The 23,210-nt window shown below is 43.9% G+C and carries 15 protein-coding genes; 5 read left to right on the top strand and 10 right to left on the bottom strand.

What is annotated here, in order from left to right; translation table 11 throughout:
* The first annotated feature begins 147 nt into the window (after positions 1 to 147).
* The 4 genes from Q8W40_RS20070 to Q8W40_RS20055 all read left to right on the top strand — a co-directional run bounded on the left by Q8W40_RS20070 (position 148) and on the right by Q8W40_RS20055 (position 7,401).
* The gene (locus Q8W40_RS20070) at positions 148 to 2,211 is read left to right on the top strand and encodes a prolyl oligopeptidase family serine peptidase (RefSeq protein WP_305399714.1); all 2,064 of its coding nucleotides are present in this window, start codon (positions 148 to 150) and stop codon (positions 2,209 to 2,211) included.
* A 224-nt stretch (positions 2,212 to 2,435) separates the two neighbouring features.
* Positions 2,436 to 4,448, top strand: coding sequence for a methyl-accepting chemotaxis protein (locus Q8W40_RS20065; RefSeq protein ID WP_305399713.1), 2,013 nt, complete (start codon positions 2,436 to 2,438; stop codon positions 4,446 to 4,448).
* A gap of 175 nt (positions 4,449 to 4,623) precedes the next feature.
* Positions 4,624 to 6,402, top strand: coding sequence for an NAD(P)-binding protein (locus Q8W40_RS20060; protein WP_305399712.1), 1,779 nt, complete (start codon positions 4,624 to 4,626; stop codon positions 6,400 to 6,402).
* A gap of 297 nt (positions 6,403 to 6,699) precedes the next feature.
* Positions 6,700 to 7,401, top strand: coding sequence for a hypothetical protein (locus tag Q8W40_RS20055; RefSeq protein WP_305399710.1), 702 nt, complete (start codon positions 6,700 to 6,702; stop codon positions 7,399 to 7,401).
* 84 nt (positions 7,402 to 7,485) lie between these two features.
* Here Q8W40_RS20055 and Q8W40_RS20050 read toward each other — a convergent pair whose 3' ends face one another.
* The 5 genes from Q8W40_RS20050 to Q8W40_RS20030 all read right to left on the bottom strand — a co-directional run bounded on the left by Q8W40_RS20050 (position 7,486) and on the right by Q8W40_RS20030 (position 17,073).
* Positions 7,486 to 10,647, bottom strand: a complete 3,162-nt coding sequence (locus Q8W40_RS20050) for an AAA family ATPase (protein WP_305399708.1) — start codon at positions 10,645 to 10,647, stop codon at positions 7,486 to 7,488.
* A gap of 506 nt (positions 10,648 to 11,153) precedes the next feature.
* On the bottom strand, positions 11,154 to 12,521 hold the full coding sequence (locus tag Q8W40_RS20045; protein WP_305399707.1) for a YjiH family protein: 1,368 nt from the start codon (positions 12,519 to 12,521) through the stop codon (positions 11,154 to 11,156).
* Positions 12,522 to 12,770: 249 nt separating this feature from the next.
* Entirely contained in the window at positions 12,771 to 13,160 is a 390-nt protein-coding gene (locus Q8W40_RS20040; RefSeq protein WP_370693409.1) for a thiol-disulfide oxidoreductase DCC family protein, read from the bottom strand.
* 167 nt (positions 13,161 to 13,327) lie between these two features.
* Complete coding sequence (locus Q8W40_RS20035; protein ID WP_305399705.1) at positions 13,328 to 14,626, bottom strand: phosphatase PAP2 family protein; 1,299 nt, start codon at positions 14,624 to 14,626, stop codon at positions 13,328 to 13,330.
* Positions 14,627 to 14,913: 287 nt separating this feature from the next.
* The gene (locus tag Q8W40_RS20030; protein ID WP_305399704.1) at positions 14,914 to 17,073 is read right to left on the bottom strand and encodes a prolyl oligopeptidase family serine peptidase; all 2,160 of its coding nucleotides are present in this window, start codon (positions 17,071 to 17,073) and stop codon (positions 14,914 to 14,916) included.
* A 238-nt stretch (positions 17,074 to 17,311) separates the two neighbouring features.
* On the opposite strand from Q8W40_RS20030, the gene Q8W40_RS20025 reads away from it, so the two are divergent.
* Complete coding sequence (locus Q8W40_RS20025; protein ID WP_305399702.1) at positions 17,312 to 18,229, top strand: cation transporter; 918 nt, start codon at positions 17,312 to 17,314, stop codon at positions 18,227 to 18,229.
* Positions 18,230 to 18,296: 67 nt separating this feature from the next.
* Here the strand turns inward: Q8W40_RS20025 and Q8W40_RS20020 are convergent, their stop codons facing one another.
* The 5 genes from Q8W40_RS20020 to Q8W40_RS20000 form a co-directional block, all read right to left on the bottom strand.
* On the bottom strand, positions 18,297 to 19,217 hold the full coding sequence (locus Q8W40_RS20020) for a nickel/cobalt transporter (protein WP_305399700.1): 921 nt from the start codon (positions 19,215 to 19,217) through the stop codon (positions 18,297 to 18,299).
* 4 nt (positions 19,218 to 19,221) lie between these two features.
* A complete protein-coding gene (locus Q8W40_RS20015) occupies positions 19,222 to 19,869 on the bottom strand; it encodes a DUF1007 family protein (protein WP_305399850.1) in 648 nt (215 codons plus the stop codon).
* Between the two features lie 128 nt (positions 19,870 to 19,997).
* Complete coding sequence (locus Q8W40_RS20010; RefSeq protein ID WP_101111662.1) at positions 19,998 to 20,306, bottom strand: ribbon-helix-helix domain-containing protein; 309 nt, start codon at positions 20,304 to 20,306, stop codon at positions 19,998 to 20,000.
* Between the two features lie 373 nt (positions 20,307 to 20,679).
* Positions 20,680 to 21,237, bottom strand: coding sequence for a DJ-1/PfpI family protein (locus Q8W40_RS20005; RefSeq protein ID WP_305399699.1), 558 nt, complete (start codon positions 21,235 to 21,237; stop codon positions 20,680 to 20,682).
* Between the two features lie 345 nt (positions 21,238 to 21,582).
* On the bottom strand, positions 21,583 to 23,130 hold the full coding sequence (locus tag Q8W40_RS20000) for a sensor domain-containing diguanylate cyclase (protein WP_305399698.1): 1,548 nt from the start codon (positions 23,128 to 23,130) through the stop codon (positions 21,583 to 21,585).
* Between the last annotated feature and the right edge of the window lie 80 nt (positions 23,131 to 23,210).

Genomic DNA, 23,210 nt, shown 5'->3' with positions numbered 1-23,210 from the left:
CAAGATCTGGTAGAGACAGGTCTATAAGATGAGCATTGTGTAACTAAACTTCTTACTTAATGAATTTGTGCGATGATACCTCTGCCCAATTGGCTTCAAACCGAAGGCAATTGTGGGCAAACGTACAATTTAAGTAAGGAGTGCAAAGTGCATAAATACCCAGAAACAAAACAATCGGATGTTGTTGATACCTACTTTTCTACGGAAGTGTCCGATCCGTATCGCTGGTTAGAAGACGATCGCAGCGAAGAAACCGCGGACTGGGTAACTCGCCAGAACGACGTAACCTTTGCACACCTCAATCAAATCGCTTTTCGTGACGCCATTCGAAAGAAACTCGAAACTGCCAATAATTTCGAAAAAGTCTCTCTGCCTTTTAAGCATGGCGAATACACGTATTTCTACAAAAATGATGGTATTCAAAACCAAGCGGTTCTCTATCGTCAGAAAGAAAACGACCAAAAAGAACTAGGCGAAGCGCAAATTTTCCTTGATCCGAATATGTTTAGTGAAGAAGGCACTACCTCGCTAGACAGTGTGTCTTTTTCTAAATCAGATACGGTTATTGCGTATTCTGTATCGGAAGGAGGCAGCGACTGGCGCACTATTTATGTGATTGATGCTGAAACAGGTGAAGAGCTTGAAGCCCCAATTCTAAACGCCAAATTTACCGGGATTTCGTGGTTTGGCGACGAAGGCTTCTATTACGCCAGTTACGACAAACCTGAAGGCAGCGAGCTATCGGCTCGTACTGAACAACACAAGTTGTACTTCCACCGCTTGAACACACCACAAAGCGAAGATGTGTTGGTATTTGGTGGTTCAGATTCGGAAAAATACCGATATGTATCAGGTTATACAACGGAAGACGATGCTTTCCTTGTCGTATCTGGTGCTCAATCCACATCGGGTAATGAGCTTTATGTACGTGATTTACGCCAACAAGACGCGCCGTTAACGCTTGTAACGGATAAAAGCCAAGCCGACAGCTACGTTGTCGAGCACAGTGAAGGCGATTTGCTGATTTACACCAACTTGGACGCGCCATTAGGTCGTGTAGTAAAAGTGAATGCGCAGCAGCCGTCGGATGATAATTGGGTCGATCTGATTCCAGAGCAGGAACAGCAGTTAGACATTGAAACAGGTGCAGGCTATTTGTTCGCCTCTTACCTAGTGGATGTGAATACCAAAGTGGTTCAGTACCGCTATAACGGTGAAAAAGTGCGTGATGTCGAGCTTCCGGGGTTAGGCTGTGTGTCTGGTTTTGGCGGGCGTTTCGACTCAAAAGAACTTTATTACAGCTTCACTAACCTTATCGTGGCGTCTTCAGGGTATCGATTCGATCCAGAGACGGGTGTCACTGAATTGCATCACCGCTCTCAATGCCAGATCGACAGCGATCTATTGGAATCTAAGCAGGTCTTTTACACCTCGAAAGATGGCACGCGCGTTCCTGTAACGATCTGCTACCGCAAGGGCTTGGCGCTGAATGGGAACAACCCAACTATGCTGTATGGCTACGGTGGTTTTAACGTTAGCCTAGAACCAAGATTCAGCCCACTTGTTGCTACGTGGATTGAAATGGGGGGTGTTTATGCCGTTGCGAACTTACGTGGTGGTGGTGAATACGGTAAAGCGTGGCACATTGCCGGAACCAAACTGCAAAAGCAAAATGTGTTCGATGACTTTATTTCAGCGGCAGAATACCTGATTGAAGAAGGGTACACATCACCAGAAAAGCTCGCGATTAATGGCGGCTCAAACGGTGGCTTGTTGGTTGGCGCGTGCATGACACAACGCCCAGAACTGTTTAAAGTGGCGATTCCTGCGGTTGGCGTATTGGATATGTTGCGTTACCACACGTTTACCTCTGGTGAAGGTTGGGCTTACGATTACGGCACGTCTGAACAAAATGAAGAAATGTTCAGCTACTTGAAACAATACTCCCCTGTTCACAATGTAACGAAAGGGACACACTACCCAGCAACACTTGTGACTACAGCTGACCATGATGACCGTGTTGTACCCGCGCACTCCTTTAAGTTTATTGCCGAGCTTCAAGCAAAGCATGAAGGCGAGAACCCTGTGCTAATCCGAGTGGATACCAATGCAGGTCATGGTGCTGGTATGCCTATGAGCAAGGTATTGGATTTGTATGCTGATATGTATGCATTTAGTTTCCACCATATGGCATTTGAGCCGAATATCTAACCATCCCGTTACTGTCTTAAGTTTGAACTCTAAAGCCTCCTAGTGAGGCTTTTGTCATATTAGAGACTGCATGTAACACTCTCACTATTTCGAGATGTTTGTTCATTCTTAAATTTTTGTTCATTGAAACGCATCATTCCCACCGCATACTCCGCGATACGGTCTATCGACTGTAACCACCATGAAATACATCACCATCCCAAAAGAAGTGCTTTGGTATCATAATGAACTTAAAACTCACTCAAATGTTGTATGCAGGTTTTTCCTTCATACTCCTCACAACTCTAGTGCTTACCTATATCGTTTGGTCGGCAGTCCAAGACTCAGCGAAACTCGCAGAAAAAATAGAATCTGATAATGTGCCTGGCGTACTCGCGTATTTGAACGTCAACGACAAAGTGGCAGATATGCAGACTTATGCGTTGGAATACTTAAATGGAGAGCAAAACGAAGCTAATAGCTTTAGGAAGAGCGTGAAGAATTTTGAGAATAATTACAGAATACTCTATTCGCTAGAATCAACCACTCAAGCTGAAAAAGACAAAATGGCGAAGATCAGAAAATTAGCTGATCAATACATTCGTTCAATTGAGAGCGAGGTCTTTGCTAAATACTCGCCAGCGACGGAGCAGGAAGCGAGGCTTTGGGCACAAAATTTAACGCGAAATGTCGGTAACCCGCTTGAAGATCTTCTCGATAAAATGAAAGAGGAAGAATACGCTGATGCATTCAACACGACGAACCTCAATGAGTCTTTGAATGATGATCTCCCAGGCGTTCGATACTATCTTGAAATGATCGATGCATCGGGAGATATGGTCGCTTCTCTCAATGCGTATATCATGGGAGACCTTTCAGCACGGGAGTCATTTGAAGGGGGCTCAAAATCGTTCAATAGTTACCTCGATAAACTGAAGCCTTTGGAGAGGCGTGCTGAAGAGGTAAAAGCCATATCGCAAATTGAAACCTACTACGATGAGATTCTAAAAACAGCCAACAAAGTATTTTCAAGCTATGATCCTGCCGCTAAAAAGGCTGCAATTGCGCTTGTCGACGAGCTTGAAGATTCCGTGGTACTGCCATTAGAAGAAATCTTGGATCGCTCTTCGAAAGAAGAAAAAAGTGATGTAACCCAAGATATTGCTTCGGTTAATGACAAGATGAACCAGATTGTGATGTGGCTTTCGGTTAACGCACTCGTTGTGATTAGCGTAGGCACGGCGGTTGCAGTTATGATTACCCGTGTTATTAACCGACGCATTCACGCTATCTCCGAAAAAGCGAATCAAATTGCCGACGGGAATCTCACCTCTCCAGCGATCAACGAAACCATCGAAGATGAAATCGGCTTACTCGCAAAATCGATTGATGGCATGCAAGCCTCGCTAAAGGACTTAGTTTCAGGCATTTCGGGTGTGGCAAGCGAAGTAACATCCAACACCAAACAAGTGGATAGCATCAGCAACCAGGTAGCCAGCGATATCCAATTGCAAGCGGATAAAGCCGCATTGATTGCCAGTGCCGTTGAACAAATGAGCGGAACAGTGCGTGAAGTCGCCATGCAGTCATCTGACGCAGCACAAAGCTCTCAAGAAGCAGGCAATGTTGCCAGCGAAGGGGGCAAGTTAATGCAGGAGACGGTGCATGGAATGCAAAGAATAGCAGATGTCGTTAACGAATCCGCTGCCACGGTTGATAGCCTAGGCAGGAAAGGGGAAGAGATTGGTGATGTGATTAAAGTCATTAATGATATTGCAGAGCAAACCAACCTCCTAGCACTGAATGCTGCGATTGAAGCGGCGCGCGCCGGAGAGCTTGGTAGAGGTTTTGCTGTGGTCGCGGATGAAGTTCGAGGCTTGGCAGAGCGCACCTCTAAAGCCACAGAGGAAGTCAGTAGCCTTATAACCTCAATTCAAAGTGAAACTCGTACTGCGGTAGAAAGAATGGGCGAGGGTACTCAACTGGTTACGGAAGGGGTGCAATTGTCGAATTCAGCCGGTGATGCGCTGGAACAAATTGTTGAACGCGCCAATGACGTGAACAATATGATTCATTCGATTGCCACCGCAGGAGAAGAGCAATCGACAGCCACTCAAGAGATGGCACACGACATCGCACAAGTTAGCCAAATTGCTTACTCTTCAGTGGAGAAAACGCAACAAAGCTCTGAATCAACAAGAAATCTTTACAATAAAGTGAAAGAGCTAGAAGGCATGGTCGCCCAGTTCCGAGTATAACCTCCCATGTTTCAGCCACCTCAAAAAACGAGGTGGCTTTTTTGTATTTAGAACGGTGTTTAAGTATTCATCTGAGACTAAACTGACACTGTTTACTTTTCACTGAACCGATACCCTATTGATGAAACGCTAACAGCGAAAATTGGCTTCGAATCGATAATAGGGAAAGTTAACCATGCAACATGAATGCGGAAACGTTACAAATATCGCAGTAGTCGGTGGTGGGACATCGGGCCTCGCGACATGTTATTACCTGCTTCAAAAATTGGGTCAAAAGAATTCAGATAATCACCAAGGTCAGTACCACGTCCATTTGATTGAAAAAGCCGCTGAGCTGGGTGGTAACGCGCACACGGTCGTTTTGGATCTTGGTGAGACGAGCAGTGTAGACAGCGAAGGAAACAAAATAGAACCAAAAACGTTGGCTCGCTGGGCAGACATGGGTGTTAACGACATCAACCTAAGTATGTACAGCACATTAAAAGAAGTAATGGAAAAAACCGGCTATTACAGTGATGAAAACCTGAAGCCTATTGAAGATACGGCGTGTTTTTTCTCGGAAGACAATCGCTACGTCTATACTGACGATGAACACTTACCTATCAACCGTCCGATGGAACGTCGGTTCAGCCTGACCGACACTGATCTTGGTACCGTTTTCACCGCATTAGTGGCATACGGCACTGAAATGAGTGAGGACCCCGCCAAGCAAAGTACCGCTTGGAATATCGAACTGCATACTTTCTTTACTGCGTTGATTGCGTTGGCTGAAGGGTATCCTGAGGCTTTAAAAGCCTCACCTGAATTTGAAATATGTGTCGAGGCTTACAATGCCATTCGTCAACAGCCGTCGCTAGCTGATTTATCGGGTGCCGAGTTGGCCAAGCTTATTGTTGAAATGCGTGACAACCTGTTTTATCCAAGAGTGGCGGCGATGTTCTTTACGACAGACAAAGGACCGCAGCACCTTCCATTGGCGTCACCATTTGGTTATTTCCGCTATCAAGAAGGCAAAAAGAAGGGCGAGAAATTCCCAGACAGACGCTACTTTGTTGGTGGAACAAAGAAATGGATTGAGCACCTAACGTCTTATTTAATTAATGGTTACAACAACGATTCAGAAAATCTTAAGTTGTCTATTCACACCAATGTAGATGCAAAATTCCGCACGACGGACACTGGGTTTACTATTGAAAGTGTGGTCTCGCCGCTCGTTGATAAGAGAGAAGAGCACAACAAACTTTCACAAATTAACTTCGACGCCATGGTCAGTACTATTCACGCTAACCACGCGCTTATGCAGGTTGCTTTTAATGCCAAGCATTCTGAGCAAGGTAATACGCTTGAACCTATTCTAGGTCGGGTGAAATACACGCAAAGCATTGGCATTGTTCATACAGACAATAGTGTGATTTCTTCGAATGTGAACAGCTGGCGCACGTTTAACGTGTCCATTAGACATGGTGAAACGATGCTGCCTTACAGCATTACCTTCCAAGAGAATAGACATCAAAATGATTGGTGTAACCCGAAAGTCAAACACGCACCAGAGTTGAGCTATTTCGTTACTCTGAATCCGACTCACCCAGTTAACGACAAGTTTGTATTGCGTACCGTGGATTCAAACAAGAATTTGGAATTCTTATGTGGCACTGAACTAACCGAGCTGCCTAAGTCGACTCAGGATCACCTCGCTCAAACAAACACAAAGAACCTACTTGGGCGTGAAGACAACAAAGCGATTTTCTATTTTGCGCATAACGTCTACGACCGCGATGCTCACACAAGTCAGACTGAAATCAACAAGTATCATGAAAATCTTCCGACTAACGTTCGCGAAAATGGATTTGCACCCATTGTTTACGCGGGCTCATGGTGTGCTGAAGTAGGGTTGCAGGAAACGTGTTGGAAACAAGCTCGCAATGCGGTGGATAGCTTGCTTAAGACAATCTAAGCCAAAGTGAGATACCTCTATACCTGTTAACGCATATACCCGTTAAGCGTATATGCTCGCAGATGCAATTCAATACATTGATTTTCCATTACCACCCTTTGTTCTTTGTTGGAGCAGTGGGTGGTTTTTTTGTTAAGTGATACCAAAGTGAACCAGACTAGATTCGCTATTTTCCTTAACCTGTTGCTGTTGGTTGAGTTCATGCAATGCGTTAAGGAAAACATGAGTGCGCCAATAAACAACTGCGAAAGGTCAGTAGACCCTAATTTCAATCAATCCATGTAAAAGGAAATACTCATGTCTCAGTTTGGTTCTACGCTCGGTGGCTGGTCCAATTTTCGTAAGCTCAACTTAGAAGATAAAGCGGTTTTTAATTCTGCTCTTGAAGGTTTTGTCGGTGTGAATTACGAACCTATGGAAGTGCAATCGCAAGTTGTAGCTGGCGTAAATTATCGGTACCTATGTAAAGCAAACTTGATCGATGAGCCAACACTTCATTACTTTTCTTGGGTTTCGATGTTTGCGCCTTTAGATGGAAAGCCTTACATCACTAACATCCAGCGTATTGAAGAACCGAAAATGGTTGAAAGCCAAAAGGTGGATCAATTTGAATTAGTCAGCCTGAAAGCAAGCCTTCGCAATAATGCAGGGGAATCAGCTGAGGATGTATTAGGGTTTGAGCGATTAGTACGCGATGGAAATGAGTGTTACCAATACTATCAAGCGGAAAGAGGCGTAGGGCTGACGCACGCCACTCAAGTTATCTGCCCACTCGGTCTTGCGATTATCGAAGGGTATAAGTTTGATTACAAGCAAGCGATAGAAGTGTTTTACACAGGGAATTGGGGAAGTAAGTTCATCAAGCTCTCGCTGAGTAAAGTGCTAACACCGGAAGTAAAAGAACCTGTTTGGACCTTTGTTTCCGATTTAGGTACTCAAGTACAAATTGGCGCAGACACAGGTGAGATCTTAAAAGCCGTATTATTGGAAAAGGTTTAGTATATTTCTCCCGGTTCTTTGAGTGCGATGGGGGATGCTCAAAGAATCGGGAGATCTTATTGCGAATTTGAGTCTGTTACCTACCTAGAATGAAGGTATTGCATCGTATTCATTTAGAGATATTTGAGCCTGGAGCATATGTAATTCTCTTGCTTTTGAATTAAACGCTTCAAGTTCTGTTTTCGTTCTCTCTTGTGTTAACACACCAAGCATAACGTCTGCTTGCTCAATGTAAAACTCACGCCATGGTGAAGGCTCGCAACACTGACACAGTTGATCTCGGTATTTTTCAAGGAGAGCACGGTCTTTCAAATTCCATGCGGTGCGAATGCTTTGTTGGTAGAACCTTAAAGAGTTGTGACCAGCACAAGGCTGTTTTAGCCACTTTTCACCTTGCTCCAACGCATTTCTACTCTCTTGCCAGAATGTGCTGACCATGGCTTTAGTTGCACTTAGCCAAGGGCCAATAAAGGCGTGTAAGTTGTTTTCTTCAACCAAATTGAGCCCAACTTCTATGTACTCACGAGCTTTAATTGCATCATTCTGATACCACTTAAGGCGCGCCTTGGTTTCCATTAAACATGCGATGAAGCGGACAGCGTTAAACTCTTTTGCGATGGCGAGTGCCATATTGATTTCATTCTCTGCCTGGTCCAGTGCGTTGTAATCAAGCAGTACCCAAGCGGCCGTTAGTCGGGAAACAATCTCTGCACGACGATTTCCTGTTAAGTAGGCAAGCGTGGCAGATTGCTGAGATTGAGCAAGCGCTTGTGATGTGTCCAGTTGGTAGATCAAGGTTGTCGCAAGCATGTATCGATTGGATGCTTCGATTTCTAAATATTGGTTTTCTTCACATATCTTCAAGCTTTCTTTGAAGTTGTTGTGGGCGTTAATCATGTTGCCTTTTAGGTATTCACAATCTCCCAACCCACTTAAGGCTTTTGCTTTTGCTTTAGGGCTATTTGCTTTAATGCTGTAGTGGAGTGCTTTTTGATGCTCTTGCTCACAGGATTCAATATTTCCTGTTGGGAATAGAATATTCCCTCTCATTGAATGCACTTCAGACAATTGAGCGTATTGCTGTGTTGGCTCCGAAATGTTCTGTGCGGTTTGCAGTATGGACAAAGCTTTGTCGATGGCGTCAACCACCTGATATGGGTTAGCCAAATCAATGAAATATTGGCTGGAAGCATTGGAGTCGGTGTTTTGATTAACGGCCAGTTCCAGAAAATGAATGCACTCTTTCACTTTCCCCATTGAATACAGGCAATTTCCTTTTAAGTTTAGTGCGTACGCTGTTTCACTTTTGGGAACAATTTCAATGGCTTCTTCAATCAGTTCCAAAGCTTGCTCAAACTGAAAACTGCCGATGTATTCTTTGGCACTTTTAATCAGGATCGTAAAGGCATCTTTGCACTGCGCTCTTTTTGAGTGGAGTGCAAACTGCTTTTTATCCCTTTCTTCAAACCACTTAGCACAGTGCTCGTTCAGCAACCGCCTTTCACTATCGGAAAGTTGGCTTTGTACCGCTGAACAAATGAGATCGTGATGGAACATAAAGCCTTGGTCAGAATGCTTAATTAAACCGTGCTCTAACAAGGTTCTTGGGTAGTAATGCTCATCATCTAAAACAAACTGAAGTTGTTCCAAGTTGAAGCACTGTCCGAATACGGAAGCCGCTTTTATCGCAGAAAGGTTATTGGCATCGAGTTTGTATAGTTGAACCACGACAAGGTGTTCTAAAGATTCAGGTACATCGCTACCTAAGCGTGAGCAGAGTAAGGACTGCCTTAAGAAGAGCGGGTGCCCGCTCGCTTTCTCTACACAGCGTTGGATGGCCTCTTGGTTTCCTGGTGCCATCCAGTTTGCCAATTGTATCGATTCATCCATGTTGAGTGGCTTGAGTGCAATTGTTGTCGCTGATTGGAACCAATCTGGAGCGTTAACCAAATGATGCTCAGAACGAAATGTCAGAATGAGTATTAACGGGAACCTGTTCGTTAATGAGGATAAAATTTGAATAATGGACAGAAGAAGATCATTTGCCCAATGTAAATCCTCAACGGTAATCACGAGTTGGGTAAGATGAGCTGGTCGGTGTGAAAGGAGCTGATTAATGCTTTCTGTGATTGCTCTGTTACGAGCGGAATGTTCCATTACATCTAAAAGACGTTGTTCCGACTCATACAGTTTTAGGCCCATCAGCCAGTAAATGAAAAGGTGATGAGAAGATGCAATCGGTGAAATAGCGATGGATTGTCTTATGTAGTTACCGTCATCTTCTGGTGTGAAGCCAAATAATGAACGAATCAAATTAACCGTAGGGATAAGGGAGTTCACCACACCAAAATTTAATATTTGAACCCGTACCGGAGCGCAATTTTTATGTTCAAGTATTTCGATGAATTTGTGAAGGAGTCTCGTTTTACCGATTCCAGCCATACCCGTTAAGCAGACGGTACTGCCTGTGTGGTTATCGTATAAGTGGGAAAGGGTAGAGCTTAGCTGAGTTAACTCATATTGACGCCCTACAAAATAGTCTGTTTGTACCTGGCACATTGACACAATACGCCAATCTTTAAATTCTGGCTGTTCGGGTAAGAATACATTCCGTGGTCTTGCACAATTGGACGACACAAAGCATGGGCATGCAACGATATCTCCCCAAGTGATTTGGGAAAGCAATTGCTTAGCACGCTGGCTAACCCGAGTGTTCTGGGCAGTGAACTGTTCATTAGTTGGGCTGCTTTCAACAAACATACGAACGTGACTTTTTAGCGTAAATTGCAGCATCGCGCATAGTCGACGAATACGCTCGAATACAAATTCATCACTAGAACGTGAATACCAACCAAACTCAAGAAGCCCTTCCTCTGCTATGTAATAGCAATTGGATCGATCATTTAGCTTTTCTACTTCGGATTTTAGAGACTCATTATCAACCTCTATCGAAAGCCGTAAAACTTGATGAGTGTGTTCCGGTATGGTCGACAATTTTTTTTGTAGTATCGGGGCTGAGTTTTGGATGAGGTCTTCTACTTCCACCGAGTAAAACGTAGCCAGTTCTTTCGCGGTTCGATACAAAATACTGTTGCCAGATTCGGCACGTTTTATTGAAGATAAAGAGACATACAATCGGCTTTCTGCGCATTGCTCGGCTAGCCTTTCTTGGCTCAGCCCTTTTTGCTTCCTTAATTGCTTAAGCAAGTCACCATTTAATGGCAAACGACCATCTTTTGAACCCATTATTTAATTCCATTTTGTTAACAGGAAGCGTACGTCGTACATTCTGAAAAGTACTAGGCTTAACAGGTTATTTATTGATAAATAACGCAATAATGGTAAGTCCATATACTTTAGAGATAACTAATAGCAAAAATAAAGTGACTTTCAATTGGTTGATACGTTTATATCAATGCGTTGTCACAGTTTATGTTTGCTCGCATTTTAATTTGAGCATTTTGAAAAACAAACAAGAGAAGGCAATAGAGCGGAGTTCGGTAAAGTTAATGATAATAAAATCACTAATACTGGTGCGTAACCAAATGAATAATAGTGATTTTATGCCATTTTTCAGTAGTCGTATTGAAGACAAGAAAAAGTGTAAGAGAGTATTGGATTTTACAAAATACCCCCTGAAATATCAGGGGGTATTAGGGGCGTTTTATTATCTGTACTGAGAAAGCCTGTACTTAGAAAGTCTGTACATAGGAAATCAGTACTTAGAAAACTTTCACTTAAAAAGTCTGTATTTAAAAAATTAGATGCGCGATACCCGCAATAACTGGAAGCGTAATGAGTGTGCGCAAAATAAAGATGATGAACAACTCTGCGATGTTAACTGGGATACGGCTTCCCAATAGCAAAGCGCCCACTTCAGACATGTAGATAAGCTGAGTAACAGACATAGCAGCGATAACGAAGCGAGTTAGGTCGCTTTCAATAGAAGCCGCCAAAATGGCTGGAATAAACATGTCTGCAAACCCGACCACAATAGTTTCAGATGCTTTTGCCGCTTCAGGGATGTTCAGCAGTTCTAAAAATGGCACGAATGGTTGGCCAAGAATAGAAAATATCGGCGTGTATTCTGCGATAACCAGTGCAATTGTACCTAACGCCATTACAACAGGCAGTACACCAAACACCATGTCGGCAGCATTTTTTAGCCCTTCAACACACACCTCTTTCGCCGACTTCACTTTGCTTGCTTTTGTTAGAGCAAGGTTAAGACCCCAAGACCAGCTATTGTGACCTTCAGGAATGGCGTTGTCTGACGCTTTTGGAGCGCTGCCATCAATGTACAGGTCTTTCTTATAGCTCAAAGGAGGCAGACGCGGAATGATCACCGCTGCAACTAAGCCAGCTAAACAAATGGCACCGTAAAAAGGGAGGAACATATGCTCCAGGTTAACCTGAGCCAGTACCACGAGACTGAACGTGATAGAAACGGCTGAGAAAGTCGTACCAACTACTGCGGCTTCGCGCTGTGTGTAGAATTTTTTCTCGTACTGTTTGCTGGTTAGAAGGATACCCACACTGCCATCACCAAGCCACGAAGCCATACAGTCGATCGCGCTACGACCCGGAAGGTTAAATAGTGGACGCATGATTTTGCTCAGCAACGTACCAAACAGCTCTAGTAGACCAAAATTCAGAAGTAATGGAAGCAGTAAGCCAGCAAAAATGAAGACAGCAAAAAGTGTTGGCATCAAGCCTTCTAGTACAAGACCCCCCGTATTTTCTTCCCAAATGGATTTTGGACCGAATTGGAAATACGTCATCAAGACCGCGATACCACCAATGGTGCGTACAGCAAACCAAAGGAGGGAAGGATCAAATAGCCCAGTTAAAAAGGCGTTGTTCGCGACAAATGCAGGCTTAGCAACTTTATTCAATATAGTTGCTACAGACATAAAGCCAATCACAAAGGTAATGATAGGAACAATCAAATCGCCCAGTAAGTCCTTTAATACACCAGCCAAAATAGCGACGGGAATGGTGAGTTCACCTTGAAAACTGACAGGTGCCATGAAAAGGAAAAGGCCGAGCAAGGAGGGGATCAAGAAGACCCAAAAGTTCTTTTTGCTCTTAGAAGAGCTAACCGTGTTTACGTTATCCATCTTTTTATACTCTTGTTACCGCTAGTAAATAATTATTCACTAAACATTAGTATTCATTCAATGTTGCGAAGAATAACTGCTTTCAGTTATTCCTGCAATACTATTCAATGTTTATTCTTAATTATTCAGTTTAAATGGCGGTAAATAGGTTTCAGGGTGGAGTATTGTAACAACAATGTTGCATGCAAGTAGCGAGATATACAAAATTGATAACTAGGTCAAAGTTTATTGGATTACGGTGTACTCAGATCAGGGAAGCCGACACTGATCGCAATCGTTGCGTCGCTTACCTGTAAGCAACCACGAAATGGTGTAGCGATGCTTGGCAAACCTAAGGTAAACCCAATCTGCAACTGGACGGATATACGGTTTTCTTAACCAATTCACCCATGGCTTTTTGCCTACGGCGTTCCATGCAGCTTGAGTGACATCAAGCCCCAATAGCAGTTGGTTATTATCGTCTAGTGCGTGAAGAATCCGATTTGCATCCGTGACACTGATATTTGGGTATTTATGTGAAAAGTCGGGTTGATAAAGATCTTCTAAAACGAGACGTTGATGGGTATCAAAACGCTTGAGCTGAACCATTTCAGCTTTGCATAAAGGGCATGTTCCATCATAGAAAATAGTGAGTGCCATAATATTCTCATTGCCAATTTTTTATAATTGTACGAAAGAATTTGGCGGATGATCAATTGTATCCAAGTACCATGTGGTCACTTGGGTATAGGTAGCTTGAGTATAAAAAAGCTCCGAGAATATCGGAGCTTTGGGTGTCAGGCTTAAACCTCAGTGAATAAGAGGTTCTAGAAGCGGTTTGAAAACAGAAGTTCTACCGAGCTGTTGTCGTAGCCCACTTCGTCAAATTCGACACTTGCTGGAAGGTTGGTGGATGAAGCTAAGTAGTTCAGACCCACATCCCATGCACGATTGATTTGATAGTTAACCCCCAGTTTTGCCGTGTTGTGGCTATTCTTTTCCCAGCTTTGGAAGCGATATTCACCCGTTACAGCAACACTTTCCCATAGTGTGTAGGTTGCTCTGGCTGTCATTGCTGGAAGAATACGAAGGTACTCACGCTTTGCGTGTTGCCCTAGGCTATCTGCGTTGGCGACTTGGTATCCAAATTGGTGAGCATAAACGCCTAAACCAAATTTCACATCAAAGTTTTCTAGGGGCGTATACCCTTTGTATACATTGCCACCAAGCATGTAGTGTCGGTATTCACTCACCAAAGACTCGCCTTTCGCATAGTCTTTATCTTGATAACTGAAGTCTTGTTTCGCTTTGCCTGTAACGCGCAGTTCTGTTGGAATGAATTCGAAATCCAGCGCGTTGCTATTAGCCAATTCTCGAGAATAGGTAATGCGGGTATAAGGTTGAAGCTTATCGACTTGAGTCGCATCGCTAAAGTTCTGGTTCATGACCAAGTCTTCAGTGAAGAAATTCAGATGAGAACCCAACCCTACTTCAATTTTGTTCTTGAGTGGCGTCGCAACGGTTTGAATGCGATCTTTTGAACTGCGTTCTTGATTAAATGCCGCTTCTGTAACCGTAACGTTCAGTGACATGCCGTCTTCGGTTTGTTGAGCATTGAGGTAAACCCCGTCATTGGTATATGGGGAAACAAAGTATTGGTTAACTAAGAAGGAAATACCCGCGCTTGCCGTTACATCACTCACGAAATGACGCTTACCATGAACTCGGCTGTACGCAACATAAGAAGCAGCTGCGTAAGCAGGAACCCCCCATTCTGCGCCGTATCGCATTTGCAAGAAGTGCGCACCAGAGAAACCTGCAGCCGCGTGACCAGAAGGATAAGAACGAGGGCTAGTACCACTTGGGCGCTGTCTGCCAACGATTTTCTTAGTGGTGTCTACAATGATTTGCGACGCCAAAACGGAATAGGTCAATTGTTTTGCCCCTTCCCAATCGTCGTGCATCCATGCAGCCATATAGCCGCTAAGAGGGATCACAAGTTGCAGCATATCGCCGGTTTCCACTGTGGAATCTGAACGAATATCCGTTATTTCGGACGCTGCGATAGCCGGTGTCGCTGTACCTAGTGCGCCAATTACAAACGCGGCGCAAGCACGTAACTTCATTGTGTATCCTTCTATTGGTTTTCTTGTGGGGCTAAAATTTAGCCGCGCATTATAAGGGGTAAAATCAGTTCTTTAAATATTTTACAGCGTTAATGTTTAAAAGAAGAATCAATCGTTAAACCCGAACGCGAGTCTATTTAACCTCCTATTCCGATAACAGGTTGATTAGCCTTACCTTTAGATAACCAGTTACCTGATGGATGGGTGATTGAAATGGGACGAGAATACGGGGCTAAGGTTGAGAAAGTTAAGCCATCAAAAGATATGATGGCTTACTAATAACATGCTTATAGTGCGCTTACACCCATGTTAAACAACGTAAAGCTGTAAACATCGGCATATTGCTCAATGACTTTACTCGTAGGTGTGCCTGCACCATGACCTGCGTTTGTCTCTACTCGGATTAACGTAGGATTGTTACCTGCTTGCTTAGACTGAAGTTCTGCAGCGAACTTATAGGAATGTGCAGGTACTACGCGGTCGTCGTGATCACCTGTTGTTACCATAGTTGCTGGGTACTCAGTACCGGGTTTCACATTGTGAACAGGGGAGTATGCTTCCAAATACTGGAACATTTCTTCACTTTGGTCTGCTGTGCCGTAGTCGTATGCCCAGCCAGCTCCTGCGGTGAAGGTGTGGTAACGCAACATATCTAAAACCCCAACGGCAGGCAGTGCGACTTGGAATAGCTCTGGGCGTTGTGTCATCACCGCACCCACTAACAGGCCGCCATTTGAGCCACCGTTTACCGCCAGTTTGTTGCTTGAAGTGTAGTCTTTATCAACGAGGTACTCGGCTGCTGCAATAAAGTCGTCAAATACATTTTGCTTTTGCAATTGCGTTCCGGCTTTGTGCCACTCTTTCCCGTATTCGCCGCCGCCACGAATATTAGCGACTGCGTACACACCTCCCATCTCTAGCCAAGCGGCACGAGCAGGGCTGAACCTAGGCGTTAAACTCACGTTAAAACCACCATAGCCATAAAGGATAGTCGGAGCTGTGCCATCCATTGGCGTGTCTTTTTTGTAAGTGATGATCATTGGAACCTGAGTTCCGTCTTTCGATGAATAAAAAACCTGACGCGATTCGTATTCTTCCGATTTGAACGGAGCGGTAGAGCGACGATAAAGTGTGCTTTCGCCGGATTCAATGTTCAACGAGTAAATGGATCCTGGTGTTTTGTAGTTGGTGAAGGTGTAGTACACCTCAGTCGAATCTTTGTCACCAGAAAATCCACTTGCGCTACCGACGCCTGGCAGCTCTATCTCGCGAATGAGTTTGCCCTGCATATCGTATTGCTTCACTTTAGATACGGCATCTGCAATGTAGCTCGCGAATAAAGCATCACCAGCGGTTGAAACACGAAGGACATGCTCCGTTTCTGGGATCACATCCTGCCAATTCTGTGGTTGAGGGGCTTCGGCATTGACGGTTACAACACGCTTGTTAGGTGCACTGAGGTTCGTGGCCAAATACAGCTTGTTGCCTTTGCTATGAATCACGTAGGTATCCGACTCCGCTGTCTCTGTGATAGCCGTCAGAGGGGCATTTGGTTTAGACAGATCCTTTAGGAACAATTTATTGCCAGAGGTTGAGACACTGGCCGAAACAACAAGATAACGATCATCTTGCGTTGTGTAGCCGTAGACATAGCGATGCTTTTCAGCGTCGGTGCCACCAAAGATCAGAGAGTCTTCACTCTGTTTGGTGCCAAGCTTATGGAAATAAAGCTTATGTTGGTCAGTCTTAGCAGAAAGCTCACTGCCTTTTGGTTTGTCGTAGCTAGAGTAATAGAACCCTTCATTGCCCAACCAAGATACACCACTGAATTTCACATCAATGAGTGTGTCACCCACTTTCTCTTTGGTTTCGGTATTCAGTACGATCACTTTGCGCCAGTCGCTGCCACCCTCTGAAATTTGGTAGGCAACAAGGGAGCCATCTTCAGAGAAGCTGATACCTGCCATTGATGTGGTGCCGTCGTCACTGAATGTGTTCGGGTCAATGAAGACTTCTGGTTCGTTATCGTCTACCTGTCGATAGAGAACAAATTGATTTTGCAGACCATCGTTTTTATAGAAATACGTGTATTTCCCTTCTTTAAATGGTTTGCCGACTTTCTCATAGTCCATCAGCTCCGTGAGGCGGTCTTCAATTTTTTGCCGATATGGAATTTGCTTTAGATAGTCGAACGTTAATTCATTTTGAGATTTTACCCATTCAGCGGTGTCATTGCTTTGGTCATCTTCCAGCCAGCGATATGGGTCGCTTATCTTTACGCCAAAATACTCATCTACCACGTTCACTTTCTTGGTGACAGGGTATTCTATAGCGATGTTTTTGATGTGTTGAGCAAACTGTTTTGGAGTGTCATTCTCTGGTTCAGTAGGCAAACTACAGCCGGTGATAGCGACAGCTGCCGCAATTGCGAACGCCTTATTTTTCATGGGATTCCTTGAAGAAAATCTCTGAGGGAAAGGCGGAATGTACTACAAAATTCAGACCGTACGGCGTTTGAGTTTGTGTGGGTTCATTTTATTTGCGACAGGGCTCGCTGGTTGATACTGAGCTTAGTGCTGGCTTGGTGTGGAGATACCTCTTTGATTGAGTAAACGAAGGAGAGTGTTTGCATAATGGGTTGGTGTGATAGTATCTCGTCGGTGAAATTCATAAGCGTAAGGTACTATGAAAGACTCAATTTCTAAGCGCGAGCAACAGTCTATTAAAGTGGGAATAGCGGCGAATCTCGTGATGGCGTTCAGCGGTTGGTGGACTTACTATTTATCAGGATCCGAAGCACTTTTACTTGATGGAAATATGTCTTTTATTTTGTTTGTTTCGTCCATTTTCGCACTCAAAATATCTCGGATAAAAAGTGTTCGTTCAGAGGTTTTCCCATTTGGTTTGTACGTTACCGAAGCGCTGTATTCCATGATGAAAGGCTTACTTCTCATTGGCGTAATCATATCGGCCATTTCTGGCAATGGGACAAAAATCATCGCTTACCTTCAGGGGGCTGATATTACACCCATAAAAACGGGTCCCATTGTTTACTACGCAATTGCAATGGTATGTATTTGCTGGGGCTTATCCTTGCTTTACCATGTGCAAAATAAACGGATTGGCAATGCCAGTTCCATGCTTAAAGTGGATAAGAAAGCATCGTTTATTGATGGGGTTTTATCGGCATCGACTGGCGCGGTCTTGATCGTTATTGGCTATATCCCCGCGGGCAGCGATTGGGATTTCTTACTCTATATTGGTGATGCATTGTTGGTCGTCGTATTGGCGACACTGATGATTAAGCAGCCCATCGGTATCATTAAGGAAGCCTTTATCGAGTTAGCCGGAGGAAAGCTACAAGATCAGGTTCAACATGAACGAATCGAATCATTGGTTAACGAAAAACTGACCTCGCAGGGAATATCAGCAAAGAGTCTGAATATTAGCAAAACAGGTAGCAGTTACTTAGTTATTATCGGTTTAGCGTTAGAGGAGCTTTCAGCGCAGCCATCGGGTTCTGTAACGGATACTAAGATGCAGTTGAAAACGACACTGGATGCCGAATTTAATTTTGTTGATGTAGAAATGGTACTGGTTTAAAACACTGCTCGGGGCGCGGTGATCATTCGACAAAAAGGGAAATCCGATGATTTCCCTTTTTTATGCCTTAAATGACTCGACTGAACGCAACATCCCCAGATTGGAGTAATAAAAGCCCAAACAAACCGAGGATGATGCCACCGGCTAAGGCTAGGTAATGGGGGGATTTGGAATGGTTATGGTGATGGTGTTTATCACCAAATAAACGCCCACTTAGCTTCTTCCCGCCTAAAGTCATCATTGCTATCGTTGAGGTGGTTAAGCAGGTACCGAATGCCATTAAAAGGGCACTTAGCACTCCAACCCAATAAACACCCACCATATTTGCAAACAATAAAATCATGATAGCCCCAGTGCAGGGGCGAATACCTATTGTAAAGATTAAGCTGATGATCTCTTTCCAGTTGTCTGCAAATTTTGGGGCGTGATGGTGACAGCACTGATGAGGCTTTCTTAGCTTCTTGACTGAACGATAAATCATAACAACGCCGAACAATAATACGCAGAAGTAGCTCACCATCATCGCAGATTCAGCTTTGGCATGAACATCACGCATAGAGGCTTTGTATAACCACAGCAAGACTGAAACCATTGCAATCGCCACCAAAGCTTGCAGTAACGAAGACAATATTGTGATGATTAAGCTTGTTTTTGCTTGTGTGGGCTTAGCGACAAGGTAAGTTGTTACAATGACTTTTCCGTGCCCCGGTCCTAAAGAGTGAAGAATGCCATACACCAAACTGACGACAGAAAAAGTCCACAAAGCGCCTTCTCGTTTTTCTTGAATATCATAAAGAAGATCGCTGAGTTGACCGTTGAAATCTCTTTGAATTTGGATGCTTTTGAGTACTAGGGTTGGCCAGCTTAACCACAGTTGATAACCCGCGATAAGTATCAAGCCAAGTACGGCCCACTTCGAATACGGCTTTATGGCGAGCGCGTAAGGTTTGAGAGACGATAGAGAAGACTTAAAAAGAGAATGCATCATCGAATTAGCCCTCGCAACGAATGTAAGTGTGCTGGGTAAACAGTTGCCCTAGCGTGTTATCGGGGTCAGCATCGGCGGGGAGCGAAAGTGCATACGCCATTTGTTCCGATGTAGGGGAGGGCTCAACGAGTTCAACCGAGCATTGCTGTTCTAAATTTGCACTTAGCTGAATGGCGCTTTTTTTCTTCCAACTCATGTCAACGTAATAACTGGGCTCAAAAATCATGAGCTTTAATGACTTACCTAACGTGTCTTTTTCCCGAGTTAATGGCAGCTTAAAGTGAAGAGTCAGCTTGCCTCTATGGTGAGTGAATTGTGCGTCCAATACTTCTTTGTAGCGAATGGGTTCGTCGGCTTCAAAGAAGTAGGTGAAGTAATGTTCATAGAGCATGTTATCGATAACAGACATGGCTAATTGCTTAAGTGTCTGTTCACGAACCGGATCTGACATGTCCTCACCATCTAACATATACGCGGTGGTCATGGCATCAAAAGTCCACTCCATGGAGAATCCGGAAATTTTGGTGCCCTCGCCAAGTATGGTCGTTTTCATATCGACCCAAGAATGAGGGTGAGCGTGCGAGATTGACGTGGAGAGAAAAATCAGGAATAGGCAGCAAGCATATTTACACGCTTGCTGCGCGATGTTCATCATTAGCATGAGACTTGGTTTTATCTTAAATTTCAGCCAAGACTATGACAATTGTTATAAAATAACAATAGAGGAGTTATACACAAACCACTGAACCTAGCATCTTGAGGTGGTTTGAGTATGATGAGCTACACCAACTCTTTTTTTGCTACGATATTTGAGAAAAGCGTCATTCTTTCACCGTTGTTTAGGTGAGTGGTGCAGGCTACACGGAGCAAAGATGCAAAATTCTTAATTTCGCCGCGTTTTTCTAACACTTCTTTGTAAATCTGCGTAACGAAAGCCCCGATAGATAATTCGGATTTCTTAGCGATATCTTCAATGATTTGCCAAAAAATAGCTTCAAGCCTAATACTGGTTACTACGCCATCAATTCGGATTGAGCGAGTTTTTAATTCAAAAAGTTCTTCTTCCGCTCCGGAGTATATTTCACACATGATCGTCTCCCGTCTGTGAGATGGTTATCTAGCTAGAATCTTTAAGATTCCCAAAGCAAGCCGGTTCCTAAGCTTCCTGCAAAGGTGACCTTCTGCCAATTTCTGTCGTTGTGTGTCCGATGATAAAGCAAAAACAGCCAGAAAAAAGCCTGGCTGTAGATTTGAAGTGTTAAGTACGCCGCGTAATCAACGCATAACCCACCTTTTTGATGATTATTTTTGTGATATAACAACGCTTTATTAATTACAGCACTTGTTTACACGCTATTTATATCTGTGATCAATTGGATTTATATTGTCGACTAAAGATCAACAGACCCTAATCAGTAACAATCATCAAAGGTCGGTAGCTCCTAATTATAGAAGCTCCGAATTACAGAAGCTTGTTTAACTGTGCTAGCCATGCAGGGTGCGCTGGCCATGCTGGTGCAGTGACCAATTTGCCATCGGTGTAGGCTTCGTCCATACCGATATCTTGATATTGACCGCCTGCAGCCGTTACTTCAGGTGCACATGCTGGGTAAGCCGATACGCCTTTACCTTCAATAACATTAGCGGCAGTAAGAAGTTGTGCACCGTGGCAGATTGCGGCAATCGGCTTGTCTTGCTGGTGGAAATCTTGAATGAGAGAGAGCACTGCTGGGTTCAGTCTTAGGTATTCAGGCGCTCTACCACCTGGAATAACAAGGGCGTCATAGTCGGCAGCATCGGAAGCGGCAAAAGACGCGTTTAGCGCAAAATTGTGGCCAGGTTTTTCAGTGTATGTTTGGTCGCCTTCAAAATCGTGAATGGCGGTTTTGATGGTTTCGCCCGCTTCTTTATCCGGACAAACGGCATCAACTGTGTGCCCAACCATTTGTAGAGCTTGAAAAGGGACCATGATTTCATAGTCTTCAACGAAATCACCTGCAAGTAGAAGTATCTTAGCCATGTTATTTTCCTCGTAATTGGTAGGAGCTATTCTCACAAAATCTATGCTGATAAAAGACGGATCGATTAAACGTAAGAGGTCTTTAGTTCAGCTTGTGTATTCAGGATTGCTGATGAAAGAGATGGATGGGTAATAGCTGGATACTACAGGCGAGATGTCACTCACAATGTCGTTTTCTTGTTGCGGATTTGTTATTTCAAAAGTATGGGTTTTAAACTAAGTCGTCCCCGAGGTTCATAAGATAAGCGCCGCAGGTCTATCGAATTTTTCGCATACATAATCGCCTTTCTCTGAGCTAGAGCAGCCTGTCGTTAATCTTGGACAGCTCATCACTCACCTTCGCAGTTACTCATCTTCGTTGTCGCAATGAATCGTTGCTTGGTCTTTTCCTTGATGCTTTGAGGCATAAAGAGAGCGGTCTGCATGGCGAACCATTGTATTGAAATTGGATTGCGTTTGCCCGAAGTAGCCGCCAATACTAACGGTAATAGGAAGTGAAAGATCACTGTGTGGCATGGCTTTAATTTGATGGCGTATTTTTTCGGCCAGTTCTTCGAGTTCTTCGACCGAACACGATGGATGAAAAATCATGAACTCCTCTCCCCCCCATCGACACAGGGATGAAATATTAGGCAGTACATTACTGATTCGATTCACTATGGAGATCAACACATCATCGCCAACCAAGTGTCCATAGGTATCGTTAACAGGCTTAAAATTATCTATGTCCAAGATCAGTAATCCAACGTCACATTTACTGTTCACATATCCTGGATAGGCGCTGTTCAACTCATCGAAAAAACCGCGTCTGTTCTGGATTTTTGTGAGTGGGTCAATACGCATGAGTCGCTGATTTCTGCGAAAGGCAACATAAAGGAAGTAAGCACTAAAACTGAGAACCATCCCCATGAGTAAAAGCGTCCACACCGTCATAGAGTGTTTGATGCCCTTGTCTCGAAGTTGATCTCTACTGACGAAATGCACGAGATCAAGTTCATTTGGAACCACCGTACGCCACAAATAAAAACCATTTTTATCTTCGATCCAATTCATGCCATCAGAAGGGGAGGGAAAGTCGATCTTGTCGCCCACGGAAAAGTCAGTCATCGATGAAACAATGTGGCGATTTTCGTCAATCAAAAAGGATTGCCCCACCGAGCTGCTGACTTGCAGTAAATCAACCAAGCTACTTATCCCAACGTCTATGGCGACGACACCAATAAATTCATCGTGTACCCAGATTGGATCGGTGATGGTCACCATGAGCCCCTGACCGCCGCCATCATTGTACAAATCAGACACAAACTGCTTACCATATGGGTTCACAGAAGGCAGGGCTTGTAACCAAAATGGGCGTTCAAAATCGGCTTCGCTGACTTGGAATTCTGCCACCGGAAGCTCTGGAGAAAGGAACAGGTATTTGTTTGCAGAAATGTAATAAGACCAAATAGCGACGCCCAATTCACGGACCAACGTGCTGATTTGTTCATTCAAAGACAATACTGCTGTCATTTCAAAGCGTTGTTTGTCGTTATTTGGATTGAAAGGCTCCAACATTGTCAGCGTCCCTTTAAGTTTTGACGCTTGGTTGGGGTGATCAAAAGCTGACAGACCATAGATATCGAATTCGGGGAAATATTCAATACTGTTGATCCACTGAGGCAGGTTTATCTTCCCTTCTTCCGCAAAATGGTAAGAATGGATCATGGTATTTCTAAGACCAGTATTGTGAGCGGAAATAAGTTTAAAGTATTGTTCGAAAAGCCCCGCACGAACATTTACCGTGTTAACAGAGTCACGCCTAAGCTCATCTATTTCAGATTCGTAGTAAATATAACCGACTACAGCGAGCAGTGCTGAAAAAAGAGCAGGAATGTATAAGCTTTTCTTCATTAAACTGATGTCCGCTGATGGTTTAATATTGGGTGTAGGTTTCTGCTAAATTTAGCCGAAACCAGCAAGCTTCTCCATCT

This window comes from Vibrio penaeicida (assembly GCF_030689305.1).
Taxonomy (GTDB): Bacteria; Pseudomonadota; Gammaproteobacteria; order Enterobacterales; family Vibrionaceae; genus Vibrio; species Vibrio penaeicida_B.
Note: the sequence above shows the minus strand (reverse complement) of the source record. Positions and strands in the feature narration are given on the sequence as shown.